Origin of the sequence: Achromobacter xylosoxidans (assembly GCF_001457475.1) — a bacterium.
GTDB classification, from domain to species: domain Bacteria; phylum Pseudomonadota; class Gammaproteobacteria; order Burkholderiales; family Burkholderiaceae_B; genus Achromobacter; species Achromobacter xylosoxidans.
This window is the reverse complement of record NZ_LN831029.1, coordinates 3,002,344-3,023,677: the sequence shown is the minus strand read 5'-3', so window position 1 is coordinate 3,023,677 and position 21,334 is coordinate 3,002,344. Positions and strand designations below refer to the sequence as shown.

The window sequence follows — 21,334 nt, the reverse complement described above, 5'->3', positions numbered from 1 at the left end:
CTGGCCATGACGGACCGCAGCACCCTGGACGACGCTCCCGCGCAAGCCGACTTCATCATCGCCGGCGCCACCCTCATCGACGGCGGCGGCGGCCCCGCCCGCCAGGGCGACCTGGCGGTGCGCGGCGGGCGCATCGTGGCGCTGGGCGACTTCGCCCATGCGCCCGGCGTGCCGGTGATCGATGCCCGCGGCCTGGCGCTGGCGCCCGGCTTCATCGACTCGCACACGCACGACGACGGCTACCTGCTGGCGCATCCCGAGATGCTGCCCAAGGTTTCGCAAGGCATCACCACGGTCGTCACCGGCAACTGCGGCATCAGCCTGGCGCCGCTGTCGCGCCGGCAGATCCCGCAGCCGCTCGACCTGCTGGGCCCGCCCGAGCTGTTCCGTTTCGCCACCTTCCGCGACTGGCTGCGGGCCCTTGCCGAAACGCCCGCCGCCGTCAACGTGATCCCGCTGGTCGGCCACACCACGCTGCGCGTGGCCGTCATGGACGACACCGGCCGCGCCGCCACCGACGCCGAACGCGCGGCCATGCGCGCCCTGCTGGACGAAGCGCTGCAGGCCGGCGCCTTCGGCGTCTCCACCGGCACCTTCTACCCGCCCGCCAGCGCCGCGCCCACCGACGAGATCATCGACGTCTGCCAGCCGCTGCGCGGCCGCGCCGGCGCGATCTACGCCACCCACCTGCGCGACGAGGCCGACCACATCGTGCCGGCCATGGAAGAGGCCCTGCTGATCGGCCGCGAACTGGACTGCCGCGTGGTGTTCTCGCACCACAAGCTGGCAGGCGAACGCAACCACGGCCGCAGCCGCGAAACGCTCGACATGATCAGCCGCGCCGCCGCCACGCAGCGCGTCTGCCTCGACTGCCACCCCTACCCGGCCACCTCGACCATGCTGCGGCTGGATCGCGCCCGCCTGGCCAGCCGCACCCTGATCACCTGGTCCAAGGGCTACCCCGAGGCCACCGGCCGCGACTTCGCCGAGGTCATGGCCGAGCTGGGCCTGGACGACGAAGCCGCCATCGCCCGCCTGGCGCCCGCCGGCGCCATCTACTTCCTGATGGATCCGGCCGACGTCAACCGCATCTTCAGCCATCCGCTCACCATGGTCGGCTCGGACGGCCTGCCGTTCGACCCGCACCCGCACCCGCGCCAGTGGGGCACCTTCACCAACGTGCTGCGCACCATGGTGCGCGAACAACGGCTGCTGTCGCTGGAAACCGCCATCCACAAGATGACCGGCCTGGCGGCGGCCCAATACGGCCTGACCGAGCGCGGCCTGCTGCGGCAGGGGTATCATGCTGACCTGGTGCTGTTCGATCCCGCCAACGTCACAGACACGGCCACTTTTTCAGCTCCCATTCAGGTCAGCCAGGGCATCCACGCCGTGTGGGTCAATGGCAGGCAGGTCTGGGATGGGGAACGGACCGGCGCCGAACGCCCGGGCCAGGTACTGGCACCCGGTGATGCAATACCTTGGAGTCAACAAAGTGAATAGCTATTCCCAGGGCTGTTACCTGGGTGTTCTGGGCGGCATGGGCCCCATGGCCGGCGCCGCCTTCGCGCTCCGCCTGGCGGCGCTCACGCCCGCCGACGCGGACCAGCAACACATCCCCACCCTGCTGCGCAACGACCCGCGCATCCCCGATCGTTCCAGCGCCTACATGGCCGGCGGCGAGAATCCCCTGCCCTACATGGTCGAAGGCGTGCGCTTCCTGGAACGCGCCGGCGCCCAGCTCATCGCCATCCCCTGCAACACCGCGCACCTCTGGTACGACGACATCGCCGCCGCCACCCAGCGCCCCGTGCTGCACATCATCCAGGCCGTCATCGACGACCTGCGCCGCCTCGGCCTGCAGCAGGGCCGCATCGGCCTCATGGGCACCGCCGCCACGCTCAAGCTCGGCCTCTACCAGCGCCACCTCGAAGCCCAGGGCTACGAATGCATCGTTCCCGACGACGATGAAGTCGAACGCTATTGCATGGCCTCGATCCGCGCCGTCAAGGGCAACCAGCTCGAAGCCGCCTTCGCCCCCGCCGCCGACTGCATCGCCCGCCTCAAGGCCCGCGGCGCCGACGCCGTCGTCCTCGGCTGCACCGAACTGCCGCTGGCCGTGCCCCACGCCCTGCGTCCCAGCCTCGGCATCACCCTGACCGACTCCATCGACGCCCTGGCCCGCGCCGCCATCGCCCACTACCTGGCCGACCAGCCCGAGCAACGCATCGCGGCGTAGGCAAGGCCTGCGAGTTGCACAACCGCGCGACAACCGGGAGAATCGATCCGTGGGCCACCCTGTCGGTGGCCCCGGACCATTCAGGAGTCAAGGACGTGCGCAACCCCGTTCTCGCGGCAATACCGGCCAGCGCCATGAAAGGCCGGCGCCGGCAAAGCGCTCAACGCAAACCCGCGATTGTGCACACCGTGGTCTGCGCCGTCCTCGCCAGCGCCCCGTTCCTGCCAGTCAAAGTCGCCCACGCCGCCGGCTTCGACTGCAAGGCCGCGAAAACCCATGTCGAACATCTCATCTGCGCCGACCCATCGCTGTCCAGGCTGGATGATCAGGTGAAGGATCTCTACGACAAGATCCAAGCCGAAACCGCCGGCCGCGACGGTGAAACCGGTGAACGGCGCGATCCCGTGGCGAACGAGCAGACGCAATGGCGCACCACCGTGCGCGACCGTTGCCCCGACGCCGCCTGCCTGAAATCCGCCTACGAGGACCGCATCGCCGCCATGAAAAAGAACTGGGCAGAAGCGCTGGGCCCCGCGGGCAAGTAATACGCGACGCGCTCCGGGGTGGTCGAGTTTTGCTATTTGAAAGCTCAGGCGCCCCGATCCCAGTGCCGGAGATTGAAGGCTGCTAACCGTTGAATTCGATATCGTCCGGGCTCCATGTTTGATGCAGTTCGGCATATCCCTCTCTCTCCCCTCCCCGGCGGGTCACCCCCTCCCCAAGCGCACAGCGTCATCCTCCCGACGCAAAATCAGCGCGTATGCAAAGATCGGCCGCCCGCGCGGCCGATCTTTGCGGGCCCCGCAAACGTCGCCCCTTACCCCACGCTCCAGCAACGCGACAAGCCTCGCAATCCGCAGCCCGAGGTGGGTGGCCGGTGGGCGCGGCGGGCCGTCGATGCGCCCGAGGGAAACCGAAGGGAGCCGAAGGCGTACGAGGTTGACGCAGGGGAAGTCCGGCGCCCGCGCGCCGGACCGCAATCGTTGGCCTGCCGTGCCCACCGGCCACCCGCCTCGGGCGACCTACGAAGCACCATCCGCGCCGACAAGACAAAAAAAGGGCGCCCCTTTCAGCAGCGCCCAAATTTCCCTTCGCGGGGAATAAACCGTAATTCGAATCACCCGCCCAGATACGCCTTCCGAACCTGGTCATTGACCAGCAGATTCGCCCCCGTATCCTGCAGCACGACCCGCCCGTTCTCCAGCACGTAGCCGCGATCCGCCACCTGCAGTGCCTTGTTGGCATTCTGCTCGACCAGGAACACCGTCACGCCCTGTTCCCGGATCTCGCGGATGATGTCGAAGATCTGCGCGATCACCAATGGCGCCAGCCCCAGCGTCGGCTCGTCCAGCAGCAGCAGGCGCGGCCGCGTCATCAACGCCCGCCCGATCGCCAGCATCTGCTGCTCGCCGCCCGACATCAACCCGGCGCGCTGGCTGGCCCGTTCCTTCAGGCGCGGGAACAATCCATAGACGTGGTCAATCCCCGCCTGGATCTCCTCGCGCTTGGAGAAAAAGCCCCCCATCTTCAGGTTCTCGGCCACCGTCAGGTCCTTGAACACGCGCCGCCCTTCCGGCGAAATGGCGATGCCATTGCGCATGATGTGGTGGGTGTCCTTGTTGGTGATGTCCTCGCCCTCGAAGGTGATTTTGCCTTCCTTGGCTCGCGGATTGCCGCAGACCGTCATCAGCAGCGTGGTCTTGCCGGCGCCGTTGGCGCCGATCAGGGTCACGATCTCGCCCTTGTTGACGTCCACCGACACGCCGTTCAGCGCCTGGATGGCGCCGTAGTAGGTGTGGATGTTTTCCAGCTTCAGCATTTATTCCTCCCCCAGGTACGCCTTGATGACGCGCTCGTCGTTGCGCACCTGCTCGGGGGTGCCGGTAGTGATGGGCTTGCCGTGTTCCATGACCAGGATGCGGTCCGAAATGCCCATGATCAGGCTCATGTCGTGCTCGATCAGCAGCACCGCCACGCCGAACTCGCGGCGCAGCTGGTCGATCAGCGATTGCAGATCGCGCTTTTCCTGCGGGTTCAGGCCGGCGGCCGGCTCGTCCAGCATCAACAGGCGCGGCTTGGTGATCATGCAGCGCGCGATCTCCAGGCGGCGCTGGTGGCCGTAGGCCAGGTTGCCGGCCTCGCGGTTGGCGTACTCGCGCAGTCCCATGAAATCCAGCCACTGGGCCGCGCGCGACAACGCATCGGCCTCCGCCTGGCGGTAGGCCTTGGTCTTGAGCAGGCCGGGCAGCAGGCGCGCCTCCACCTGCGTATGCTGCGCCACCAGCAGGTTCTCCAGCACCGTCAGCTGCTTGAACAGCCGCACGTTCTGGAACGTGCGCACCAGGCCATGGCGCGCCACCTTGTGGCTGGGCAGGCCGGTGATGGACTTGCCGTCCATCACGATATCGCCGGCCGTCGGCGCGTAGAAGCCGCCCACGCAGTTGAACACGGTGGTCTTGCCGGCCCCGTTGGGGCCGATGATGGCGAACACCTCGTCGGATTTGACTTCGAACGCCACGCTGTCGACGGCCAGCAGGCCGCCGAAGCGCATGGTCAGTCCGGATACTTTCAGCAATGCCTCGCTCATTTAGCCAGCTCCACGTGGGGACGCTTCATGGGCAACAACCCCTGCGGACGCCACATCATCATCAATACCATCACCAGGCCGAACATCAGCATCCGGTACTCGGCGAACTCGCGCGCCAGCTCGGGCAGCACCGTCAGCAGGATCGCCGCCAGGATCACCCCGACCTGCGAACCCATGCCGCCGAGCACCACGATGGCCAGGATCAGCGCCGACTCGATGAAGGTGAAGGATTCCGGATTGACCATGCCCTGGCGCGCCGCGAAGAACGCGCCACCGAAACCGGCGAAGGTCGCGCCCAGCGTGAAGGCCGACAGCTTGATGCGGGTCGGGTTCAGGCCCAGCGAACGGCAGGCGATCTCGTCCTCGCGCAGCGCCTCCCAGGCGCGGCCGACCGGCATGCGGATCAGGCGCGTGGAGACAAACAGCGTGACCAGCGCCAGCAGCAGCGCCATCATGTACAGGTAGATCACCATGTGCTGGTTCTGGAACGTCAGGCCGAAGAAGTCGTGGAACGTGGTCGCGCCCTCCTCGCTTGCCCGGCGCGTCATTTCCAGGCCGAACACCGACGGCTTGGGAATGCCCGAGATGCCGTCCGGACCGCCCGTGAGCGTGTTCAGGTTGATCAGCAGCAGGCGGATCATTTCCCCGAAGCCCAGCGTCACGATGGCCAGGTAGTCGCCGCGCAGGCGCAGCACCGGAAAGCCCAGCACGAAGCCGAACAAGGCGGCCATGGCGCCCGAGAACGGCAGCGCTTCCCAGAAGCTCCAGCCGCCCCAGTGGTACAGCAAGGCATAGGTGTAGGCCCCCACGGCATAGAACCCGACGAAGCCCAGGTCCAGCAGCCCGGCGAAACCGACCACGATGTTCAGGCCCAGGCCCAGCATCACGTAGATCAGCACCAGCGTGGCGATGTCGACCGAGCTGCGGCCGGCGAAAAATGGCCAGGTGACGGCCACCGCCAGGATCAGCAGCATCAGCAGCTTGTTGTTCTTGGCCGGGGCCGACGGCAGCGTCGGCAGGCCCACCTTGAGCTTCTGGAACGGCTTGGCGATCCAGGGCCGCAGCAGCTGGAACACGAACACGACCGCGGCGGCGATGGCCACCAGCGACCAGTGCGACTCCATCGAGGTGCGCGCGCCCTGGCGGATCAGTTGCAGGCCGAAGACGGGGGTGACGATGACGGCGGTCAGCACCGCCGCCATGGTGGCGTTTTTCAGGTTGTTGTTCGACATCAGACTTTTTCCACCTCAGGTTTGCCCAACAGCCCGGTGGGACGGAACAGCAGGATCAGGACCAGCAGCGAGAACGCCACGATGTCCTTGTACTGCGACGAGATATAGGCTGCCGCGAACGTTTCGGCCAGGCCCAGCAGCACGCCGCCCAGCATGGCGCCGGGAATGCTGCCGATGCCGCCCAGCACCGCCGCCGTGAAGGCCTTGATGCCGGCCAGGAAGCCGATGAAGGGATTGAGCTTGCCGATGGTGATGGCGATCAGCACGCCGCCCACCGCCGCCAGGATCGCGCCCATCACGAAGGTGAACGAGATCACGCGGTTGGTGTCGATGCCCAGCAGGTTGGCCATGTGCATGTCCTGCGAGCAGGCGCGCGAGGCGCGGCCCATGCGGGAATACTTGATGAACAGCGTCAGGCCGACCATCAGGGCGACGGTCACCAGGATGATCATGATGCGCGAATACGGCACCGTCACATCGAAGTCGGAACCCATGTGGAACTGCACCGCGCCGGACACCAGCGAAGGCACCGCCATGTCGCGCGCGCCCTGGCCCAGGGCGACCCAGTTCTGCAGGAAGATCGACATGCCGATGGCCGAGATCAGCGCCACCAGGCGGGGGCTGCCCCGCACCGGGCGGTACGCGACCCGCTCGACGCTGAAACCGTAGATGCCGGTGACGACGATGGCCACCAGCAGCATCGCGGCGATGATGAACGGTACCGGCAGGCCGCTATTGGTGCCGATGGCCGTCAGGGTGACCAGGCCGACATAGGCGCCGATCATGTAGATTTCGCCGTGAGCGAAGTTGATCATACCGATGATGCCGTAGACCATTGTGTAGCCGATGGCAATCAACGCGTAGATCGCGCCCAGAGACAATCCGTTGAAGAATTGCTGGGTAAGTTGGGGTATGAGGTCGGACATTATTTCTCTTGCTCCAAATAGTTCCGGCTCCGGTAGAGAGACCCGGAGCCGGAAACCTGGGCGTATTTTAAGGGCCTGTGATCACCGCCTGCCGGCCGCACAGCGCTTTTGGCGCATCGCTACGCGGATTACGGCACAACGACGACGACAGGCCCTCGCGCCGGCACCACGCCGGCGGAATCGCGGGAGTTTACAGCTGGGTCTTCTTGCCGTTCTTGTCCCACTTGTAGACGGCGAACTCGAAGTTCTTCAGGTCGCCCTTGGCGTCGTACTCGACCTTGCCGATACCGGTGTTGAAGGTGGTCTTGTGCATGTAGTCGGCCACCTTGGCGGGGTCCTCGCCCACCGCGGTGATGCTGTCGGCCAGGATCTGGACCGCGGCGTAGGCCGGCATCTGGAAGGCGCCGTCCGGATCGCGCTTGGCATCCTTGAAAGCCTTGACGATGCTTTCGTTGGCCGGCAGCTTGGTGAAGTCGGCGGGCAGCGTGACCAGCAGGCCGTCGATGGCCGGGCCGGCGATCGCCACCAGGTCCTGGTTGGCGGTGCCTTCCGGACCCATGAACTGGACCTTCAGGCCCTGTTCACGCGACTGGCGCAGCAGCAGGCCCAGTTCGGGGTGGTAGCCGCCGAAATAGACCAGGTCGACGCCGGCCGACTTGAGCTTGGTGATGATGGCCGAGTAATCGCTGTCGCCGACGTTAATGCCTTCGAACAGCGCCACGTTCACGCCTTCCTTGGCCAGGGTGTCCTTGACCTGGGTGGCCACGCCCGAGCCGTAGGTCTGCTTGTCGTGCAGCACGGCGACCTTCTTGGGCTTGAGGGTGTTGGCGATGTAGCGCGCGGCGTACGGACCCTGCTGGTCGTCGCGGCCGATGGTGCGGAAGAAGAAGTGCGGCTTGATGGTGTCGGTGACCAGGGGCGAGGTGGCGCCCGGGGTGATGCCGACGATGCCTTCCTGTTCGTAGACGTTGACGGCGGCCACGGTCACGCCCGAGCACGCATGGGCCACGGCGAACTTGGCGCCGGAATTGACCACGCGGTTGGCGGCCGGCACGGCCTGCTTCGGTTCGCAACCGTCGTCGATGAGGATCGGTTCGAGCTTCTTGCCCTTCACGCCGCCCTTGGCGTTGATGGTCTCGATGGCAGTCAGCGCGCCAGCCTGGATCTGGTCGCCGTACTGGGTGTTGGGGCCCGTCATGGGCTGCGGGATGCCGATCTTGATCGTATCGGCGGCGTGCACGGAACCTGCCAGGGCAAGCGCCCCGAATGCCATAGCTACCGGGGTAAGGCGATGCAGAAACTTCATGCGGAGTTCTCCAGCGAGGTTTTGAGCGGCTCTGTTCGATCCGGTTTATCGGGTGGATACCCCTAAACCCGCATCGCCCGTCGCCGGCTTCTTGGGCAAAAACACGGTGTGGGCGGTATTCTGGAAGCAAGCAGACATACTGTCACTGCGTGTAATCCCCAATATTTCAGGAGAAACCTTTAATCGTGACGGATTAGTACGACAAGTGCGTGAAATCGCAGGGGAAATCCGCGCCGCGCCTTGGATTGCCCATGGCGCGGCGCGCGAATCGATGGCAGGTGATTTATATGAATAATCATTAATACGCCGTTTGACCGCGCATTTTCATACAGTACTTACGCGAGTCTTACGGATAATGATTATCCCGTTAATTAATCCCGACTGATTTTCGACAATCACACGCTGGCCGGCTTGGCCAGGTTCCACATCAGCGCGCGGAACGGCGCCAGCATGCTGATATTGACCGCCAGCTTGATCGCCAGGTCGCCCATCATCCAGGTGACCCACGGCGCGCCGCTGGCGGCGAAGGCCACGCTGAAAAACACCGCGGTGTCGAGGATCGCGCCCAGCACGCCGGAAACCAGCGGCGCGCGCCACCAGCGCTGATCGCGCAGGCGATCGAACACCTGGATGTCGACCAGCTGCGCGCAGATGTAGGCCAGCCCCGAGGCCAGCGCGATGCGCGGCGACGCCACCCACACCGACACCACCAGCGCCGCTGCGAAACCGAACCACACCACGCGGCGCGCGGCCGCGGGGCCGAAACGGCGATTGAGCACGTCGGTCACCAGGAACGCCACCGGATACGACAGGCCGCCCCAGGTCAGCCAGTCGTTCAGCGGCACCTGCACCAGGATGTTCGAGCCCACCACCACCACCAGCATGCACAGCACGGCGATGCCGAACTGCGCCCGGCTCATGGGGGCAAAGCGCGCAACGGCGTGACTCACTTGCCGAACTCCTCGGCCAGCTCGCGCGAACGCCGCGCGGCCGCGGCCATGGCGTCCTCGACGATGCCGGCAAAGCCGGCGGCGTTGAACGCGGCCAGCGCCGCGGCGGTGGTGCCGCCCTTGGAGGTGACGCGCTCGCGCAGCACCGAGGGCGGTTCGGAGGATTCCGCCGCCAGCCTGGTGGCGCCCGCGAAGGTGCCCAGCGCCAGCTGGCGCGCCTGCTCGGCCGTCAGGCCGACCTTCTGGCCGCCGGCGATCAGGGCTTCCAGGAACAGGAAGACATAGGCCGGGCCGCTGCCCGACAGCGCCGTCACGGCGTCCAGCGCGGCATCGTCAGCCACCCAGACCACTTCGCCGACGCTGGCCAGCATGGTGGCGGCCAGGTCGCGGTCGGCCTGCCCCACGCCATCCAGCGCCGCCAGGCCGGTGATGCCGGCGCCGACCAGCGCCGGCGTGTTGGGCATGCAGCGCACCAGGCGGCGCCACGGCGCCTCGGGCGTGCCCAGCCAGCCGGCCAGGGTGTCGGCGCGGATCCCGGCCGCCACGCTTATCACCAAAGTGTCGTCGCGCAACCACTGACGCGTGGAAGCCACAACGTCTTTCATGTTCTGTGGCTTGACCGCGAACACCCATACGCGGCAGCGCGCCAGGGCCTCGTCCGGGGCGGTCGCGGTGGTCATGCCGCGAGCCTGCCAGGCAGCGTGCGAATCCTGGTTAATGTCAATGACATGAATGCTGCCGGCGGGGCATACTTTGCCCGCAAGACCCGAGGCCAGCGCGGCGGCCATATTGCCGCCGCCGATGAACGCAATCGAAAGTTCGTTTTTCATAGGATGCGATTGTAAACCGGGCCGCCCCGGCGGGAAAAAAAAGAAAATGTTCGTTCGCGCCTGAAACGCGCAATTTGACAGGCGTTTTAACTGATGTGAAAGTCACGGTTTTGTCACAAACAATTCATAAGGTGACGTGTTTTCCGCGCCGGGACAACCCCGGTCGCGACACGACCAACTGGAGGAAACCTCTCATGCGATCCCACCGAATTGCCCTTACCTTCGCCGCCGTGATGGCGGCCTTTGCCGGCGCCTCCGCGCACGCGGCCACCGAAATCACGTTCTGGCACTCGATGGAAGGCGCGCTGGGCGACCGCGTCAACGGTCTGGTCGACGAGTTCAACAAGAAGAACCCCGACTACCAGGTCAAGGCCGTCTACAAGGGCAACTACGGCGAATCGATGAACGCCGGCATCGCCGCGTTCCGCGCCGGCAACGCCCCGGACATCCTCCAGGTGTTCGAAGTCGGCACCGCCACCATGATGTACGCCAAGGGCGCCATCAAGCCGGTGCAGCAGATGTCGGAAGAAGCCGGCAACCCGATCGACCCGAAGGAATTCATCGGCGCCGTGGCCGGCTACTACTCGTCGGCCGACGGCAAGCTGGTGTCGATGCCCTTCAACAGCTCGACCGTGGTGTTCTACTACAACAAGGACGCCTTCAAGAAGGCCGGCCTGGACGCCGACAAGCCGCCCAAGACCTGGGAAGAACTGGCCGCCGCCGGCCAGAAGCTCAAGGCCGCCGGCCAGGAATGCGGCTACACCACCTCGTGGCCGTCGTGGGTCCAGCTGGAAACGTTCTCGGCCTGGCACAACGTGCCGTACGCCACCAAGGATAACGGTTTCGGCGGCCTGGACGCCCGCATCGCCATCAACACCCCGCTGCACGTGCGCCACCTGGAAAACCTGGCCAAGCTGGGCAAGGAAGGCATCTTCATGTACGGCGGTCGCGGCGACGAGCCGAACTCGCTGTTCATCAGCGGCAAGTGCGCCATGATCACCGGTTCGTCGGGCCTGCGCGCCAACATCGCCAAGAACGCCAAGTTCGAGTTCGGCACCTCGACCCTGCCCTACTACGGCGACGTGCAGGGCGCGCCGCAGAACACCATCATCGGCGGCGCTTCGCTGTGGGTCTTCGCCAACAAGAAGCCGGAAACCTACAAGGGCGTGACCGCGTTCTTCAAGTTCCTGGCCAGCCCGGAAATTGCCGCCCGCTGGCACCAGCAGACCGGCTACGTGCCCGTCACCAAGGCCGCCTACGAGCTGACCAAGAAGGAAGGCTTCTACGACAAGAACCCGGGCACCGAAGTCGGCGTCAAGCAGCTGAACGTCGAAACCACCGCGCAATCGCGCGGCCTGCGCCTGGGCTTCCTGCCGCAGATCCGTGAAATCGAGGACGCTGAAATCGAACGTATCGTGTCGGGCAAGGTCTCGGCCAAGGACGGCGCCGAGAACATCGTCAAGCGCGGCAACGAACTGCTGGAAAAGTTCGAGAAGAGTGTAAAGTAACGCCCGTTCCGTGGCTTGCCGGCAAGTCCCGCGATGCACGATTCCCGTTGTGCAACAAGGACTTGCCCCTGGCGAACAAGGCTTAAAGCCCTGGTTTTTTAGGGCTTTAAGCCTATCGTGTTTTATGAGTACCGGCGCATCCCCGCGCCGCAGGCCGGCCGGCCCACCCCGGCGGCTGTTTCACCAGGCGGCGGTTAATCCAACCGCCGCTTTTCGTACCTTGGGTTCCCCCTATGGAAAAACGTGTCGTCTTCGGGCATAAGACCCTGCCCTATCTGCTGCTCCTGCCGCAGATCGTCATTACCGTGGTCTTCTTCTTCCTTCCCGCCGGCCAGGCCATGTGGCAGTCGATGCGGCTGGAAGATGCGTTCGGCCTGTCCTCCGAGTTCGTCGGCCTCGACAACTTCATGGAACTGTTCTCGCAGCAGGCCTACCTCGATTCCTTCCGTGTCACGGCGGTGTTCTCGATCCTGGTCGCGGTGGTCGGCCTGGGCGTGTCGCTGCTGCTGGCCGTCATGGCCGACCGCGTGATCCGCGGCGCCGGCCTCTACAAGACCCTGCTGATCTGGCCCTACGCCGTCGCGCCCGCCGTGGTCGGCGTGCTGTGGCTGTTCCTGTTCTCGCCCTCGGTCGGCATCCTGGCCGTGGCCCTGCGCCAGGCCGGCGTCGACTGGAACCCGCGCCTGGACGGCAACCAGGCCATGATCCTGGTGCTGATCGCCGCCGTCTGGAAGCAGGTCTCGTACAACTTCCTGTTCTTCCTGGCCGGCCTGCAATCGATCCCGCGCTCGCTCATCGAAGCCGCCGCCATCGACGGCGCCAGCCCGTCGCGCCGCTTCTGGAGCATCGTGTTCCCGCTGCTCTCGCCCACCACCTTCTTCCTGCTGGTGGTCAACATCATCTATGCCTTCTTCGACACCTTCGCGGTGGTGGACACCACCACGCAGGGCGGTCCGGGCACGTCGACCTCGATCCTGGTCTACAAGGTGTACAGCGATGGCTTCCGCGGCCTGGACCTCGGCTCGTCCGCGGCCCAGTCGGTGGTGCTGATGTTCATTGTGATTGCCCTGACGGTCGTGCAGTTCCGCTACGTCGACCGCAAAGTGCAGTATTGATTCTCGAGGCAGATAACAATGGTTGAACGCCGTCCCTGGCTGGATATTCTGGCCCACGTCATCCTGCTGTGCGGGGTGGCCATGGTGGCCTTTCCGCTCTACGTCACTTTCGTCGCGTCGACCCAGACCGCGCAGGAAGTGGCTTCCGCGCCGATGTCGCTGATCCCCGGTCCGCACTTCGTCGACAACTACATGCAGGCGCTCTTTGGCGGCTCGTCCGGCGGCTCGTCCGGCGCGCCGGTGGGCCGCATGATGTACGTCAGCCTGATCATGGCGCTGGCGATTTCCATCGGCAAGATCGCCATCTCGCTGCTGTCGGCCTTCGCGGTGGTGTATTTCCGCTTCCCCGGCCGCATGTTCTTTTTCTGGATGATCTTCGTCACGCTGATGCTGCCGGTCGAAGTGCGTATCGCGCCCACCTACAAGGTGGTGGCCGACCTGGGCCTGCTCAACAGCTACGCCGGCCTGACGCTGCCGCTGATCGCCTCGGCCACGGCCACGTTCCTGTTCCGCCAGTTCTTCCTGACGGTGCCGGACGAGCTGATCGAGGCCGCCCGCATCGACGGCGCCGGCCCGGTGCGCTTCTTCCGCGACGTGCTGCTGCCGCTGTCCAAGACCAGCATCGCCGCGCTGTTCGTGATCCAGTTCATCTACGGCTGGAACCAATACCTGTGGCCGCTGCTGGTGACCACGCAGGAAGACATGTACCCCGTCGTCATCGGCATCAAGCGCATGATCAGCGGCGGCGACAGCGTGACCGAATGGAACATCACCATGGCCACCGCCATGCTGGCGATGATCCCGCCGGCGCTGGTCGTCATCCTGATGCAGAAATGGTTCGTCAAGGGTCTGGTCGACACTGAGAAATGAGACCCCCACGCCGCGCCTTCGGCTTGCTGCCCCCCGAGGGGGCGCTCTCATCTTGAGGCGGCTCGGCGATGAAAAGTGAAGATTGCCCGCGATCGCCTACCCGACAACGACTCCGATACGAATAACTCATGGCTACTCTCAGCTTTCGCAACGTAAAGAAAACCTACGCCGGCAACGTGCCGGTCATCCATGGCATCGACATGGATGTGAAGGACGGTGAATTCATCGTCATCGTCGGCCCCTCGGGCTGCGGCAAGTCCACGCTGATGCGCATGGTCGCCGGCCTGGAAACCGTGACCAGCGGCGAGATCGTGATCGACGACAAGGTCGTCAACAACCTCGAGCCGGCCGAACGCGACATCGCGATGGTGTTCCAGAACTACGCGCTCTATCCGCACATGACCGTGTTCGAGAACATGGCGTACGGCCTGAAGATCCGCAAGTTCTCCAAGGACGAGATCAAGAAGCGCGTCGACGTCGCCGCCCAGATCCTGGAGCTGACCCACCTGCTGGACCGCCGCCCGCGCGCCCTGTCGGGCGGCCAGCGCCAGCGCGTGGCCATGGGCCGCGCCATCGTGCGCGAACCCAAGGTGTTCCTGTTCGACGAACCGCTGTCGAACCTGGATGCCAAGCTGCGCGTGGCGATGCGCCTGGAAATCATGAAGCTGCACCGCCGCCTGGGCACCACCAGCCTGTACGTAACGCACGACCAGGTCGAGGCCATGACGCTGGCGCACCGCATGATCGTCATGTACCAAGGCGTGCCCGAGCAGATCGGCACGCCCATGGAAGTGTTCGAAAAACCCGCCTCGACCTTCGTCGCCGGCTTCATCGGCTCGCCGCCGATGAACCTGATGGAAGTCAACGTCGCGGGCGACGGCACGGTGCAGACCGTCGACGGCCTGGCGCTGGAAATCTCGCCGCTGCAGGTGCCGTCGCAGGTGCGTGGCCGCAAGGTGATCATGGGCATGCGCCCCGAGCACATGCTGCTGAACACGCAGGGCGTGCCGGCCGAAGTCGAGATGGTCGAAACGCTGGGTTCCGAACAGCTGGTCCACTGCCGCTGCGGCAAGTCGACGCTGGTGGTGCGCTGCACGACGCGCCAGTTGTCCGAGTCCTCGGCCAAGGTCGGCGACCGCGTCAACGTCGGCCCCGACGGCCGCCATCCGCTGCACTGGTTCGAGGCCGACACCGGCCGCCGCGTGCAGGGCCTGTAAGTCTCCTCAATGCGCGGGGCCGGCGGCAATCCGCCCGGCCGGCCCCGCCGCCACCCTGCCCGTCCGGGAAGGGACAAGCTCAATACGTGTACGTCACCATGGTGCCGATGGAGTACTGGTTGCGCTCCTTGACGATGGGGCTGTCGGCCGCATCGCCATACAGGCGGCGCGCCTCGGCGGCCACGGTCCACGACCACTCCTTGCTCAGCGGCAGCACCCAGCTCGCGCCCAGGCCCACGCTTTCCAGCCCGCCCTTGGGGTTGTAGCGGCGATAGCCCGAATTGGCCGACTGCCTGTCGCTCACGCCGTACCAGGTGCGCATGTAGTTGCCGTCGCCGAAGGTGCCGTTCAGCGACAGCGAGATCGCGCCCGCGGAACCCTCGTACACGGTGGTGCTGGCGCCCAGGTCGAACAGGGTGTAGCCACTGCCCACGTCGCTGTGTTCACTGCTTTTCTTGAAGGCGTGCGCCACCGTGGCCGACAGGGTCACCGGACCCAGCGTGGTCTCGGCGTCCATGCCGATCTGCGCGCGGCTCTTGATCTCGCCCATGCCGCGCAGCTTGTTGGAGCCTTCGAAGCCCTTCTTGCGGTCCTTGCGCGAGGCGCTGGCGCCCAGGTAGAAGCGGAAGGTGCTGTCCAGCGCCTGGGTCTCCCAGCCCAGGCCGCGATCGGTATTCAGGAAAAAGCCGCCCGGGCTGCGGATGCCCAGGCCGACGATGGGCAGCGCCGAGCTTTCGTCGCTGCCGCTGTAGCGCGGCGCGTAGCCGACGCCCAGCGTGCCGTAGAACTTCCATTCATCGGCCGGCTTTTCGGTTCCGGTCGACACCTCGATGCCGCGCGAGCTGGCGCCGCGCGAACCATAGACCGAGTTGTCGGCGACCTGCTGGCCGCCCGCGGCGAACGACAACGCTGGCAGGCTCGCCAGCAGACACGCCGCGCCGGCGCGGCGCTGCATCAGGGACATAGAGGGATATCGCTTCATAAGTACATCCGGGAAACGAGGTTGTGGGGAAATCGAACACGCGCCGCGGCCATCGCGGCGCGGACCTACTCTTGCGCCACGCCCTTGGCCTGGCGCATCAGGTTCATCGCCAGGCTGGAGACCGAGGTCACCAGCGGTTCGGCGCTATCGGCATTGCTCATCACCAGCACCGCCAGCTTTTCGCGCGGCGCCAGCACCCAGCGCGCATGGAAGGCCTCGGTCGCGCCGCTGTGTTGGCGCAGGGCATCGCCGGCGATGTAGTCGCGGTCGCACGGCGCCGCCAGCCACGACAGCGCCAGGCGGCATTCCAGTTCCATGCCGCTGGCCACGGTCTCCAGATTCAGCAGGGCCAGCGCGGATTCGTCCTTGAGGATGCGGCGGCCCTGGTAGGTGCCGCCCGCGAACAGCATGCTGGAGAACCGCGCCATCTCGGCCGAGCTGGCCCACAGGCCTTCGGCAGCCTCGTTGGACTGCGGTTGCTCGGTCCACGGCATGCCGCGGCGGTAGCCGGCGGCGCGCAATTCGCGCACCTCGTCGCCTTCGGCCGCAAGCCGGAAACCGGCGCGGGAGATGTTCAACGGCCGCAGCAGCGTGCGCCGCACGTAGGCGTCGAACGGCTCGTCGGCCACGTGCGCGACCATGTCGCCGAGCAAGGCGTAGCCCATGTCGGCGCGGGCCCGGCCCATGGTGTCTTCCAGCGTATCGGGCCGCAGCGCCAGCAGGCGGCGCGCGGTGAACGGATAGGTGCCCATCCAGTGCATGGCGACCCGCCGCGGCTCGGCTTCCCAGTGCGGCAGCGCCTGGGCCGCGGGCACGTCGAGCGACAGGCGGCCGTCGTCGGCGGCACGCAGCACGCCGGCGGCGGTGACGATCTTGGAAATGGCGCCTACGCGGTACAGCGTGTCGCCGGTGGCATTGCGGTGGCGCGCCGCATCGGCGTAGCCGAAGCCGCCGCTCCAGACCGTGCGCTGGTCATCGACGATCGCGATCGACAGGCCCGGCACCCGCTGCGCATCCATGTCGTAGGCGATGCGCTGCTTCAGGTACGCCACCACCGCCGGATAGTCGCCCTTGGCGATGGCGGGCGGCGCGGCCGGGGCGACGCCCTGGCAACCGCCCGCGACGATCAGGAGCATGGCAACGGCGGCCAGGCGGGTAAGCGTGAACATGACGAGCGGACGACCCTCTTTGGAGAACTGCCGTCATGCTAGTCAGGGATGCCGCGCCGATCTTTCCCGCTTTGTATGGAGTTTGTGAAGAATGCCGGGGCAGATTGTGAAGTTTGTTAAAGGCGTGCCGGATGCCCCGCGGGGCCGCTCAGGCCGCCTTCCAGCTCACGATGAAACGGGCCCCGCCGAGCGGGCTATCGGCCGCCTCGGCGCTGCCGTTGTGCCAGCGCGCCACCCGGCTGACGATGGCCAGCCCCAGGCCGGTGCCGCCGGTGCCGCGGTCGCGGCTTTCGTCCAGGCGGATGAACGGTTCGAAGATCCGCTTGCGATCCGCGGCCGGAATGCCGGGGCCGTCGTCGTCGACCATCAGCACATACTCGCGCGGGGCCGGCGACACCAGGCTGACCTGCACCCGGCCGCTGGCATAGCGGATGGCGTTCTGCAGCAGGTTCAGCAACGCCCGTGTCATGTAGCGCTGATGCAGGTGCACCTCGCGCACCTGGCACAGCACCACTTCGCAACGCACGCCGGACTGCTCGGCCTGGAACGCGGCGTGCTGCACAACCGAATCGAGCCAGCTGCGGGCGTCCTGCGGCTGCAGGGTGACGCCGTCGCCCTTGTGCTCCAGGCGGGCGTACATCAGCAGTTCGGAAGCCATGCTGTCCAGTTCGGCGACGTCGCTTTTCATGTCGTCGATCAGGCGCTTGCGCTCGAGCGGCTCTTCCGCCCGGCCGATCATGTCCAGTTCGAACGACAGGCGCGCGATCGGCGTGCGCAGCTCGTGCGAGACCGCGTTGGTCAGTTCGCGCTGGTTGTTGATCAGCGCGCCGATGCGCTCGGACATCTGGTTGAAGGTGTCCCCCAGGTTGCCGATGCTGGAATGTCGCGACAGGCGGGCCCGGGCCTGCAGGTCGCCCTGCCCCATGCGCAACGCCGCCGTCTTGAGGGCTTCCAGGTCGCGCCAGATCGGCAGCGCCCACACCAGCATGAAGGCGCACAGCAGCAGGCCCAGCGCCGAATACACCGCAGCCACCACCCACGGGCCGAATGACGGCTCGGGCGGCAGCTTGACCTCCAGCCATTGGTTGCCCGGCCCCGGAATGGCGGCCACGAAGGTCTGCATCTTGTCGCGGATGAAGAAGTCGCCCTTGGCGGCGATGCGGCGTTCCTTGTCGCTGGCGTTGTAGTCCGCGGCGTTGAACACCCGCAGCCCCAGGCCGTAGTACGGCGCCAGTTGTTGCTCGATGTGGGCCGCGCGGGCGCCCGGCTCGACCTTCGACAGTTCCTGCACCAGGCTGTGGATCTGCCCGCGCACCGATTCGCGGGTGTAAGCGTCGCTGACCGGCTCGAACAGGTAGTTGGCGGAGCGGTCCACGACTTCGTTGGAAATCACGAAACCGATCGCCAGCACCACGAAGAGCCGCAGGACGAATTTAATCATCGCCGTCCTCGTGCGCCTTGGGCGAGAACAGATAGCCCTTGCCCCACACGGTCTTGATGCGCGCCGGATCGCGCGGGTCGTCGTCCAGCTTGCGGCGCAGCTTGCTGACGCAGACGTCGACGCTGCGGTCCAGGCCGTTGAACTCGATGCCGCGCACCGCATTGAGCAGGTCGTCGCGCGTGAGCACCTGGCCGGCCTGGCTGGCCAGGGCCCACAGCATTTCGAATTCCATGGTGGTCAGGTCGACCTCGACCCCGCCGTGCACCACCGCCCGGGTGCGCCGGTCGATGACCAGCGGCCCGAACTCCAGGCGCTCCGGCGGTTCCTCCAGCTGGCTGTGGCGCCGCAGCAGCGCGCGGATGCGGGCCAGCAGCACGCGCGGCTCGACCGGCTTGATGACGTAGTCGTCCGCGCCCGACTCCAGGCCCAGGATCTGGTCCAGGTCGTCCTCGCGGGCGGTCAGCATCAGGATCGGCGCCGACGAAAACGCGCGCAGGTCGCGGCAGACCTGCAGGCCGTCGCGGCCGGGCAGCATGAGGTCGAGGATGGTGATGGCCGGGTCATGGCGGCGGAAAGCCTCCACCGCGTGGTCGCCGCGGTAGGCCTGGGCGACATTGAACCCGTGTTGCTCCAGGAACTGCGCGATCAGGCGCGACAGCTTCGGATCGTCTTCGACTAGCAAGGCCTTGGTCATGGGGTGTCCGGACAGGAAAAGAGAGTTCGATTTGGCCGCATTCTACGCAAAACCGCGCAAGCGGCGTTCGACCGGGGGACCGGCCGATCGGTTCCCGAAGGCAGCCGCCCACGCAAAAGCCGGGCGGGAAGACGCTGCTTCCGGCCCGGCCGAAGGGTCTGGCGCCTGGCGCGCGTCCGGGGCGGCAAGGCCGCCCGGCGCACGCCAGGTGCTTACTTGTAGACGGACTTGGAGCCGTCCTTGTGCCACACGAACACGTCGAACTGGAAGTTCGTCAGGTCGCCCTGCTTGTTCCAGCTGACCTTGCCGATCGGCGTGTCGAACGAATTGGCGTGCAGGTACTTGGCGACCTTGGTCGGGTCTTCGCTGCCGGCGCCCTTGATGCCGTCGGCGATGACCTGGGTGGCGGTGTAGGCCGTCATCTGGAACGCGCCGGCCGCATTGCGCTTCTTGGCGGCGAAGGCCTTGACGATCTCGGCGTTGGCGGCGTTCTGGGTGAAGTCGGCCGGCAGCGTCAGCAGCATGCCTTCGACGGCGTCGCCGGCAATGGCGTTGATGTCCGGGTTGCCCGTGCCTTCCGGCCCCATCCACTTGGCCTTCACGCCCTGCTCGGCCGCCTGGCGCAGCAGCAGGCCCATTTCGGGGTGGTAGCCGCCGTAGTAGACGAAGTCCACGCCCTGGCTCTTGAGCTTGGTGATGACGGCCGAGTAGTCGCTGTCGCCAGCGTTGATGCCTTCGAAGATCGCGACCGGCACGCCGCCCTTTTCGAGGTCGTTCTTGACCGCGGTGGCGATGCCCTGGCCATACGACTGCTTGTCGTGCAGCACGGCGGCCTTCTTGGGCTTGAGCTTTTCCAGGATGAACTTGGCGGCGGCGGGGCCTTGCTGGTCGTCGCGGCCGATGGTGCGGAAGATGAACTCGTAGTTCTTGCCGTCGGTCAGGGCCGGCGACGTGGCCGAGGGCGTGACCATGACCACGCCTTCGTTGTTGTAGACGTCGGCGGCGGCGATGGTGGCGCCCGAGCAGACGTGGCCCACGACGAAGCCGATCTTGCTGTTGACCACGCGGTTGGCGGCGACCGGACCCTGCTTGGGTTCGCAGCCGTCGTCGATGACCACGGTTTCCAGCTTCTTGCCATTGATGCCGCCGGCGGCGTTGATGCGCTCGACCGCCGTGTCGACGCCTTCACGCACCATGTCGCCGTACTGGGTGACCGCGCCGGTGGTGGGGCCCACCACGCCGATCTTGATGGTCTGCGCCTGCGCGCCGGCGCTGAACGCCAACCCCGCGGCGACGCCCAGCGCCGCGATGACCGGGGTCAGACGAAATGCTTGCTTCATGAGTGGACTCCTTTAATGGCTTGTAATCGTTGGTTTTCGCACCGGGCGGACAGCCGGAAATGTGTTGGTCACGCCCCGTTACGTTGCATTAGCACGGCAAGCATACACTGAAAAATACCGGCATTTGCAGGGGGTTCCGGCCCGACTTGGGCGAGGTTTCGATATTGCGGTGCCGCATCGGCGACCCCGGCGCCGCCCCTCTCCCCGGCCGATTTCCTTTATGCCCACCACCGTATATGCAAAAGCGCATTTATTCGTTTGCGTTACTAAGACGGCGCGGCATCATGGCCGCCATGAGACTCCAACCGATCATCGTCCCCGGATGGAAAGACTCCGGACCCGACCACTGGCAATCGCGCTGGGCGGCCCTGCTGCCGCACGCGGTCAGGGTACGGCAACGCGACTGGGAAAATCCGGTCAGCGCGGAATGGATTTCCACGCTGGCGGCGCAGGTCGACCAGGCCCGCAGCCCGGTACTGCTGATCGCCCATAGCCTGGGCTGCCTGATCAGCGCGGCGCTGCCGGTGCCGCTGCGCGCCAAGGTCGCCGGCGCATTGCTGGTGGCGCCGGCCGACGTCGAGCGCGCCGACGCCCCGGAATGCCTGCGCGGCTTCGCGCCGATCCCGCGGCACTCGCTGCCGTTCCAGAGCGTGGTGGTGGCCAGCGACAACGATCCCTATTGCCGGCTGGAACGGGCCCGCGCCTTCGCCGAGCACTGGGGCAGCCGTGTGGTGGTGATTCCGGGCGCCGGCCACATCAACGCCGACAGCGGCCTGGAAGACTGGCCGCAAGGCCTCAAGCTGTTCGGCGCGCTGCGCCGCCGCGCCTCGTGGCGGGTATCGCCGCCGCCCGAGCGCATCGCGCCGATTCCCGAGCGTCCCCTGTCGCACCAGGCCTGAGGCCGCCGGCTCTCTTGCCCGCCACGCGC

21 protein-coding genes are annotated in these 21,334 nt (G+C 66.3%); 9 read left to right on the top strand and 12 right to left on the bottom strand.

The window, feature by feature from the left end; genetic code table 11:
• Window positions 1-6 precede the first annotated feature (6 nt).
• From AT699_RS13640 to AT699_RS13630, 3 genes are all read left to right on the top strand, one after another.
• Window positions 7-1,503: an N-acyl-D-amino-acid deacylase family protein gene (locus tag AT699_RS13640; RefSeq protein WP_024068775.1), complete on the top strand. Its 1,497-nt coding sequence runs from the start codon at window positions 7-9 to the stop codon at window positions 1,501-1,503.
• A 46-nt stretch (window positions 1,504-1,549) separates the two neighbouring features.
• Window positions 1,550-2,239, top strand: a complete 690-nt coding sequence (gene cuyB, locus AT699_RS13635) for a cysteate racemase (RefSeq protein WP_233639140.1) — start codon at window positions 1,550-1,552, stop codon at window positions 2,237-2,239.
• A gap of 95 nt (window positions 2,240-2,334) precedes the next feature.
• On the top strand, window positions 2,335-2,784 hold the full coding sequence (locus AT699_RS13630) for a lysozyme inhibitor LprI family protein (RefSeq protein ID WP_024068773.1): 450 nt from the start codon (window positions 2,335-2,337) through the stop codon (window positions 2,782-2,784).
• 572 nt (window positions 2,785-3,356) lie between these two features.
• On the opposite strand, the gene AT699_RS13625 is transcribed toward AT699_RS13630, so the two are convergent.
• The 5 genes from AT699_RS13625 to AT699_RS13605 form a co-directional block, all read right to left on the bottom strand.
• Window positions 3,357-4,058, bottom strand: a complete 702-nt coding sequence (locus AT699_RS13625) for an ABC transporter ATP-binding protein (protein WP_006386454.1) — start codon at window positions 4,056-4,058, stop codon at window positions 3,357-3,359.
• Window positions 4,059-4,826: a high-affinity branched-chain amino acid ABC transporter ATP-binding protein LivG gene (gene livG / locus AT699_RS13620; RefSeq protein WP_006386453.1), complete on the bottom strand. Its 768-nt coding sequence runs from the start codon at window positions 4,824-4,826 to the stop codon at window positions 4,059-4,061.
• The gene (locus AT699_RS13615; RefSeq protein WP_006386452.1) at window positions 4,823-6,058 is read right to left on the bottom strand and encodes a high-affinity branched-chain amino acid ABC transporter permease LivM; all 1,236 of its coding nucleotides are present in this window, start codon (window positions 6,056-6,058) and stop codon (window positions 4,823-4,825) included. The genes livG and AT699_RS13615 overlap by 4 nt, the downstream gene beginning before the upstream one ends.
• A complete protein-coding gene (gene livH / locus AT699_RS13610) occupies window positions 6,058-6,984 on the bottom strand; it encodes a high-affinity branched-chain amino acid ABC transporter permease LivH (protein ID WP_020927547.1) in 927 nt (308 codons plus the stop codon). The genes AT699_RS13615 and livH overlap by 1 nt, the downstream gene beginning before the upstream one ends.
• Before the next feature lie 190 nt (window positions 6,985-7,174).
• Window positions 7,175-8,290 (bottom strand): branched-chain amino acid ABC transporter substrate-binding protein, encoded by a 1,116-nt coding sequence (locus AT699_RS13605; protein ID WP_006386450.1) that lies wholly within the window; start codon window positions 8,288-8,290, stop codon window positions 7,175-7,177.
• A 52-nt stretch (window positions 8,291-8,342) separates the two neighbouring features.
• Here AT699_RS13605 and AT699_RS31515 point away from each other — a divergent pair, with 52 nt between their 5' ends.
• On the top strand, window positions 8,343-8,585 hold the full coding sequence (locus AT699_RS31515; RefSeq protein ID WP_127481436.1) for a hypothetical protein: 243 nt from the start codon (window positions 8,343-8,345) through the stop codon (window positions 8,583-8,585).
• A 100-nt stretch (window positions 8,586-8,685) separates the two neighbouring features.
• Here the strand turns inward: AT699_RS31515 and AT699_RS13600 are convergent, their stop codons facing one another.
• Both AT699_RS13600 and proC read right to left on the bottom strand, forming a co-directional pair.
• A complete protein-coding gene (locus AT699_RS13600; protein ID WP_047993491.1) occupies window positions 8,686-9,210 on the bottom strand; it encodes a queuosine precursor transporter in 525 nt (174 codons plus the stop codon).
• Window positions 9,211-9,236: 26 nt separating this feature from the next.
• Complete coding sequence (gene proC, locus AT699_RS13595; protein WP_006386448.1) at window positions 9,237-10,070, bottom strand: pyrroline-5-carboxylate reductase; 834 nt, start codon at window positions 10,068-10,070, stop codon at window positions 9,237-9,239.
• Window positions 10,071-10,264: 194 nt separating this feature from the next.
• Here proC and ugpB point away from each other — a divergent pair, with 194 nt between their 5' ends.
• From ugpB to AT699_RS13575, 4 genes are all read left to right on the top strand, one after another.
• Window positions 10,265-11,578: a sn-glycerol-3-phosphate ABC transporter substrate-binding protein UgpB gene (gene ugpB / locus AT699_RS13590; RefSeq protein ID WP_006386447.1), complete on the top strand. Its 1,314-nt coding sequence runs from the start codon at window positions 10,265-10,267 to the stop codon at window positions 11,576-11,578.
• Window positions 11,579-11,811: 233 nt separating this feature from the next.
• Window positions 11,812-12,693, top strand: coding sequence for a sn-glycerol-3-phosphate ABC transporter permease UgpA (gene ugpA, locus AT699_RS13585; RefSeq protein WP_006386446.1), 882 nt, complete (start codon window positions 11,812-11,814; stop codon window positions 12,691-12,693).
• 18 nt (window positions 12,694-12,711) lie between these two features.
• On the top strand, window positions 12,712-13,563 hold the full coding sequence (gene ugpE / locus AT699_RS13580) for a sn-glycerol-3-phosphate ABC transporter permease UgpE (RefSeq protein ID WP_006386445.1): 852 nt from the start codon (window positions 12,712-12,714) through the stop codon (window positions 13,561-13,563).
• Between the two features lie 128 nt (window positions 13,564-13,691).
• Window positions 13,692-14,780 carry a sn-glycerol-3-phosphate import ATP-binding protein UgpC gene (locus AT699_RS13575; RefSeq protein ID WP_020927546.1) on the top strand — a complete coding sequence of 363 codons (1,089 nt, stop codon included), beginning with the start codon at window positions 13,692-13,694 and terminating at the stop codon, window positions 14,778-14,780.
• 79 nt (window positions 14,781-14,859) lie between these two features.
• Here AT699_RS13575 and AT699_RS13570 read toward each other — a convergent pair whose 3' ends face one another.
• From AT699_RS13570 to AT699_RS13550, 5 genes are all read right to left on the bottom strand, one after another.
• Window positions 14,860-15,744, bottom strand: a complete 885-nt coding sequence (locus AT699_RS13570) for a MipA/OmpV family protein (protein ID WP_024068771.1) — start codon at window positions 15,742-15,744, stop codon at window positions 14,860-14,862.
• Window positions 15,745-15,827: 83 nt separating this feature from the next.
• Complete coding sequence (locus tag AT699_RS13565; protein ID WP_024068770.1) at window positions 15,828-16,931, bottom strand: serine hydrolase domain-containing protein; 1,104 nt, start codon at window positions 16,929-16,931, stop codon at window positions 15,828-15,830.
• A 148-nt stretch (window positions 16,932-17,079) separates the two neighbouring features.
• On the bottom strand, window positions 17,080-18,372 hold the full coding sequence (locus AT699_RS13560; RefSeq protein ID WP_020927543.1) for an ATP-binding protein: 1,293 nt from the start codon (window positions 18,370-18,372) through the stop codon (window positions 17,080-17,082).
• Window positions 18,365-19,066 carry a response regulator gene (locus AT699_RS13555; protein ID WP_006386440.1) on the bottom strand — a complete coding sequence of 234 codons (702 nt, stop codon included), beginning with the start codon at window positions 19,064-19,066 and terminating at the stop codon, window positions 18,365-18,367. Before AT699_RS13555 ends, AT699_RS13560 begins: the two co-directional genes overlap by 8 nt.
• A gap of 212 nt (window positions 19,067-19,278) precedes the next feature.
• On the bottom strand, window positions 19,279-20,406 hold the full coding sequence (locus AT699_RS13550) for a branched-chain amino acid ABC transporter substrate-binding protein (RefSeq protein ID WP_006386439.1): 1,128 nt from the start codon (window positions 20,404-20,406) through the stop codon (window positions 19,279-19,281).
• Between the two features lie 293 nt (window positions 20,407-20,699).
• Here AT699_RS13550 and AT699_RS13545 point away from each other — a divergent pair, with 293 nt between their 5' ends.
• On the top strand, window positions 20,700-21,305 hold the full coding sequence (locus AT699_RS13545) for an RBBP9/YdeN family alpha/beta hydrolase (protein WP_045953516.1): 606 nt from the start codon (window positions 20,700-20,702) through the stop codon (window positions 21,303-21,305).
• Window positions 21,306-21,334 lie beyond the last annotated feature (29 nt).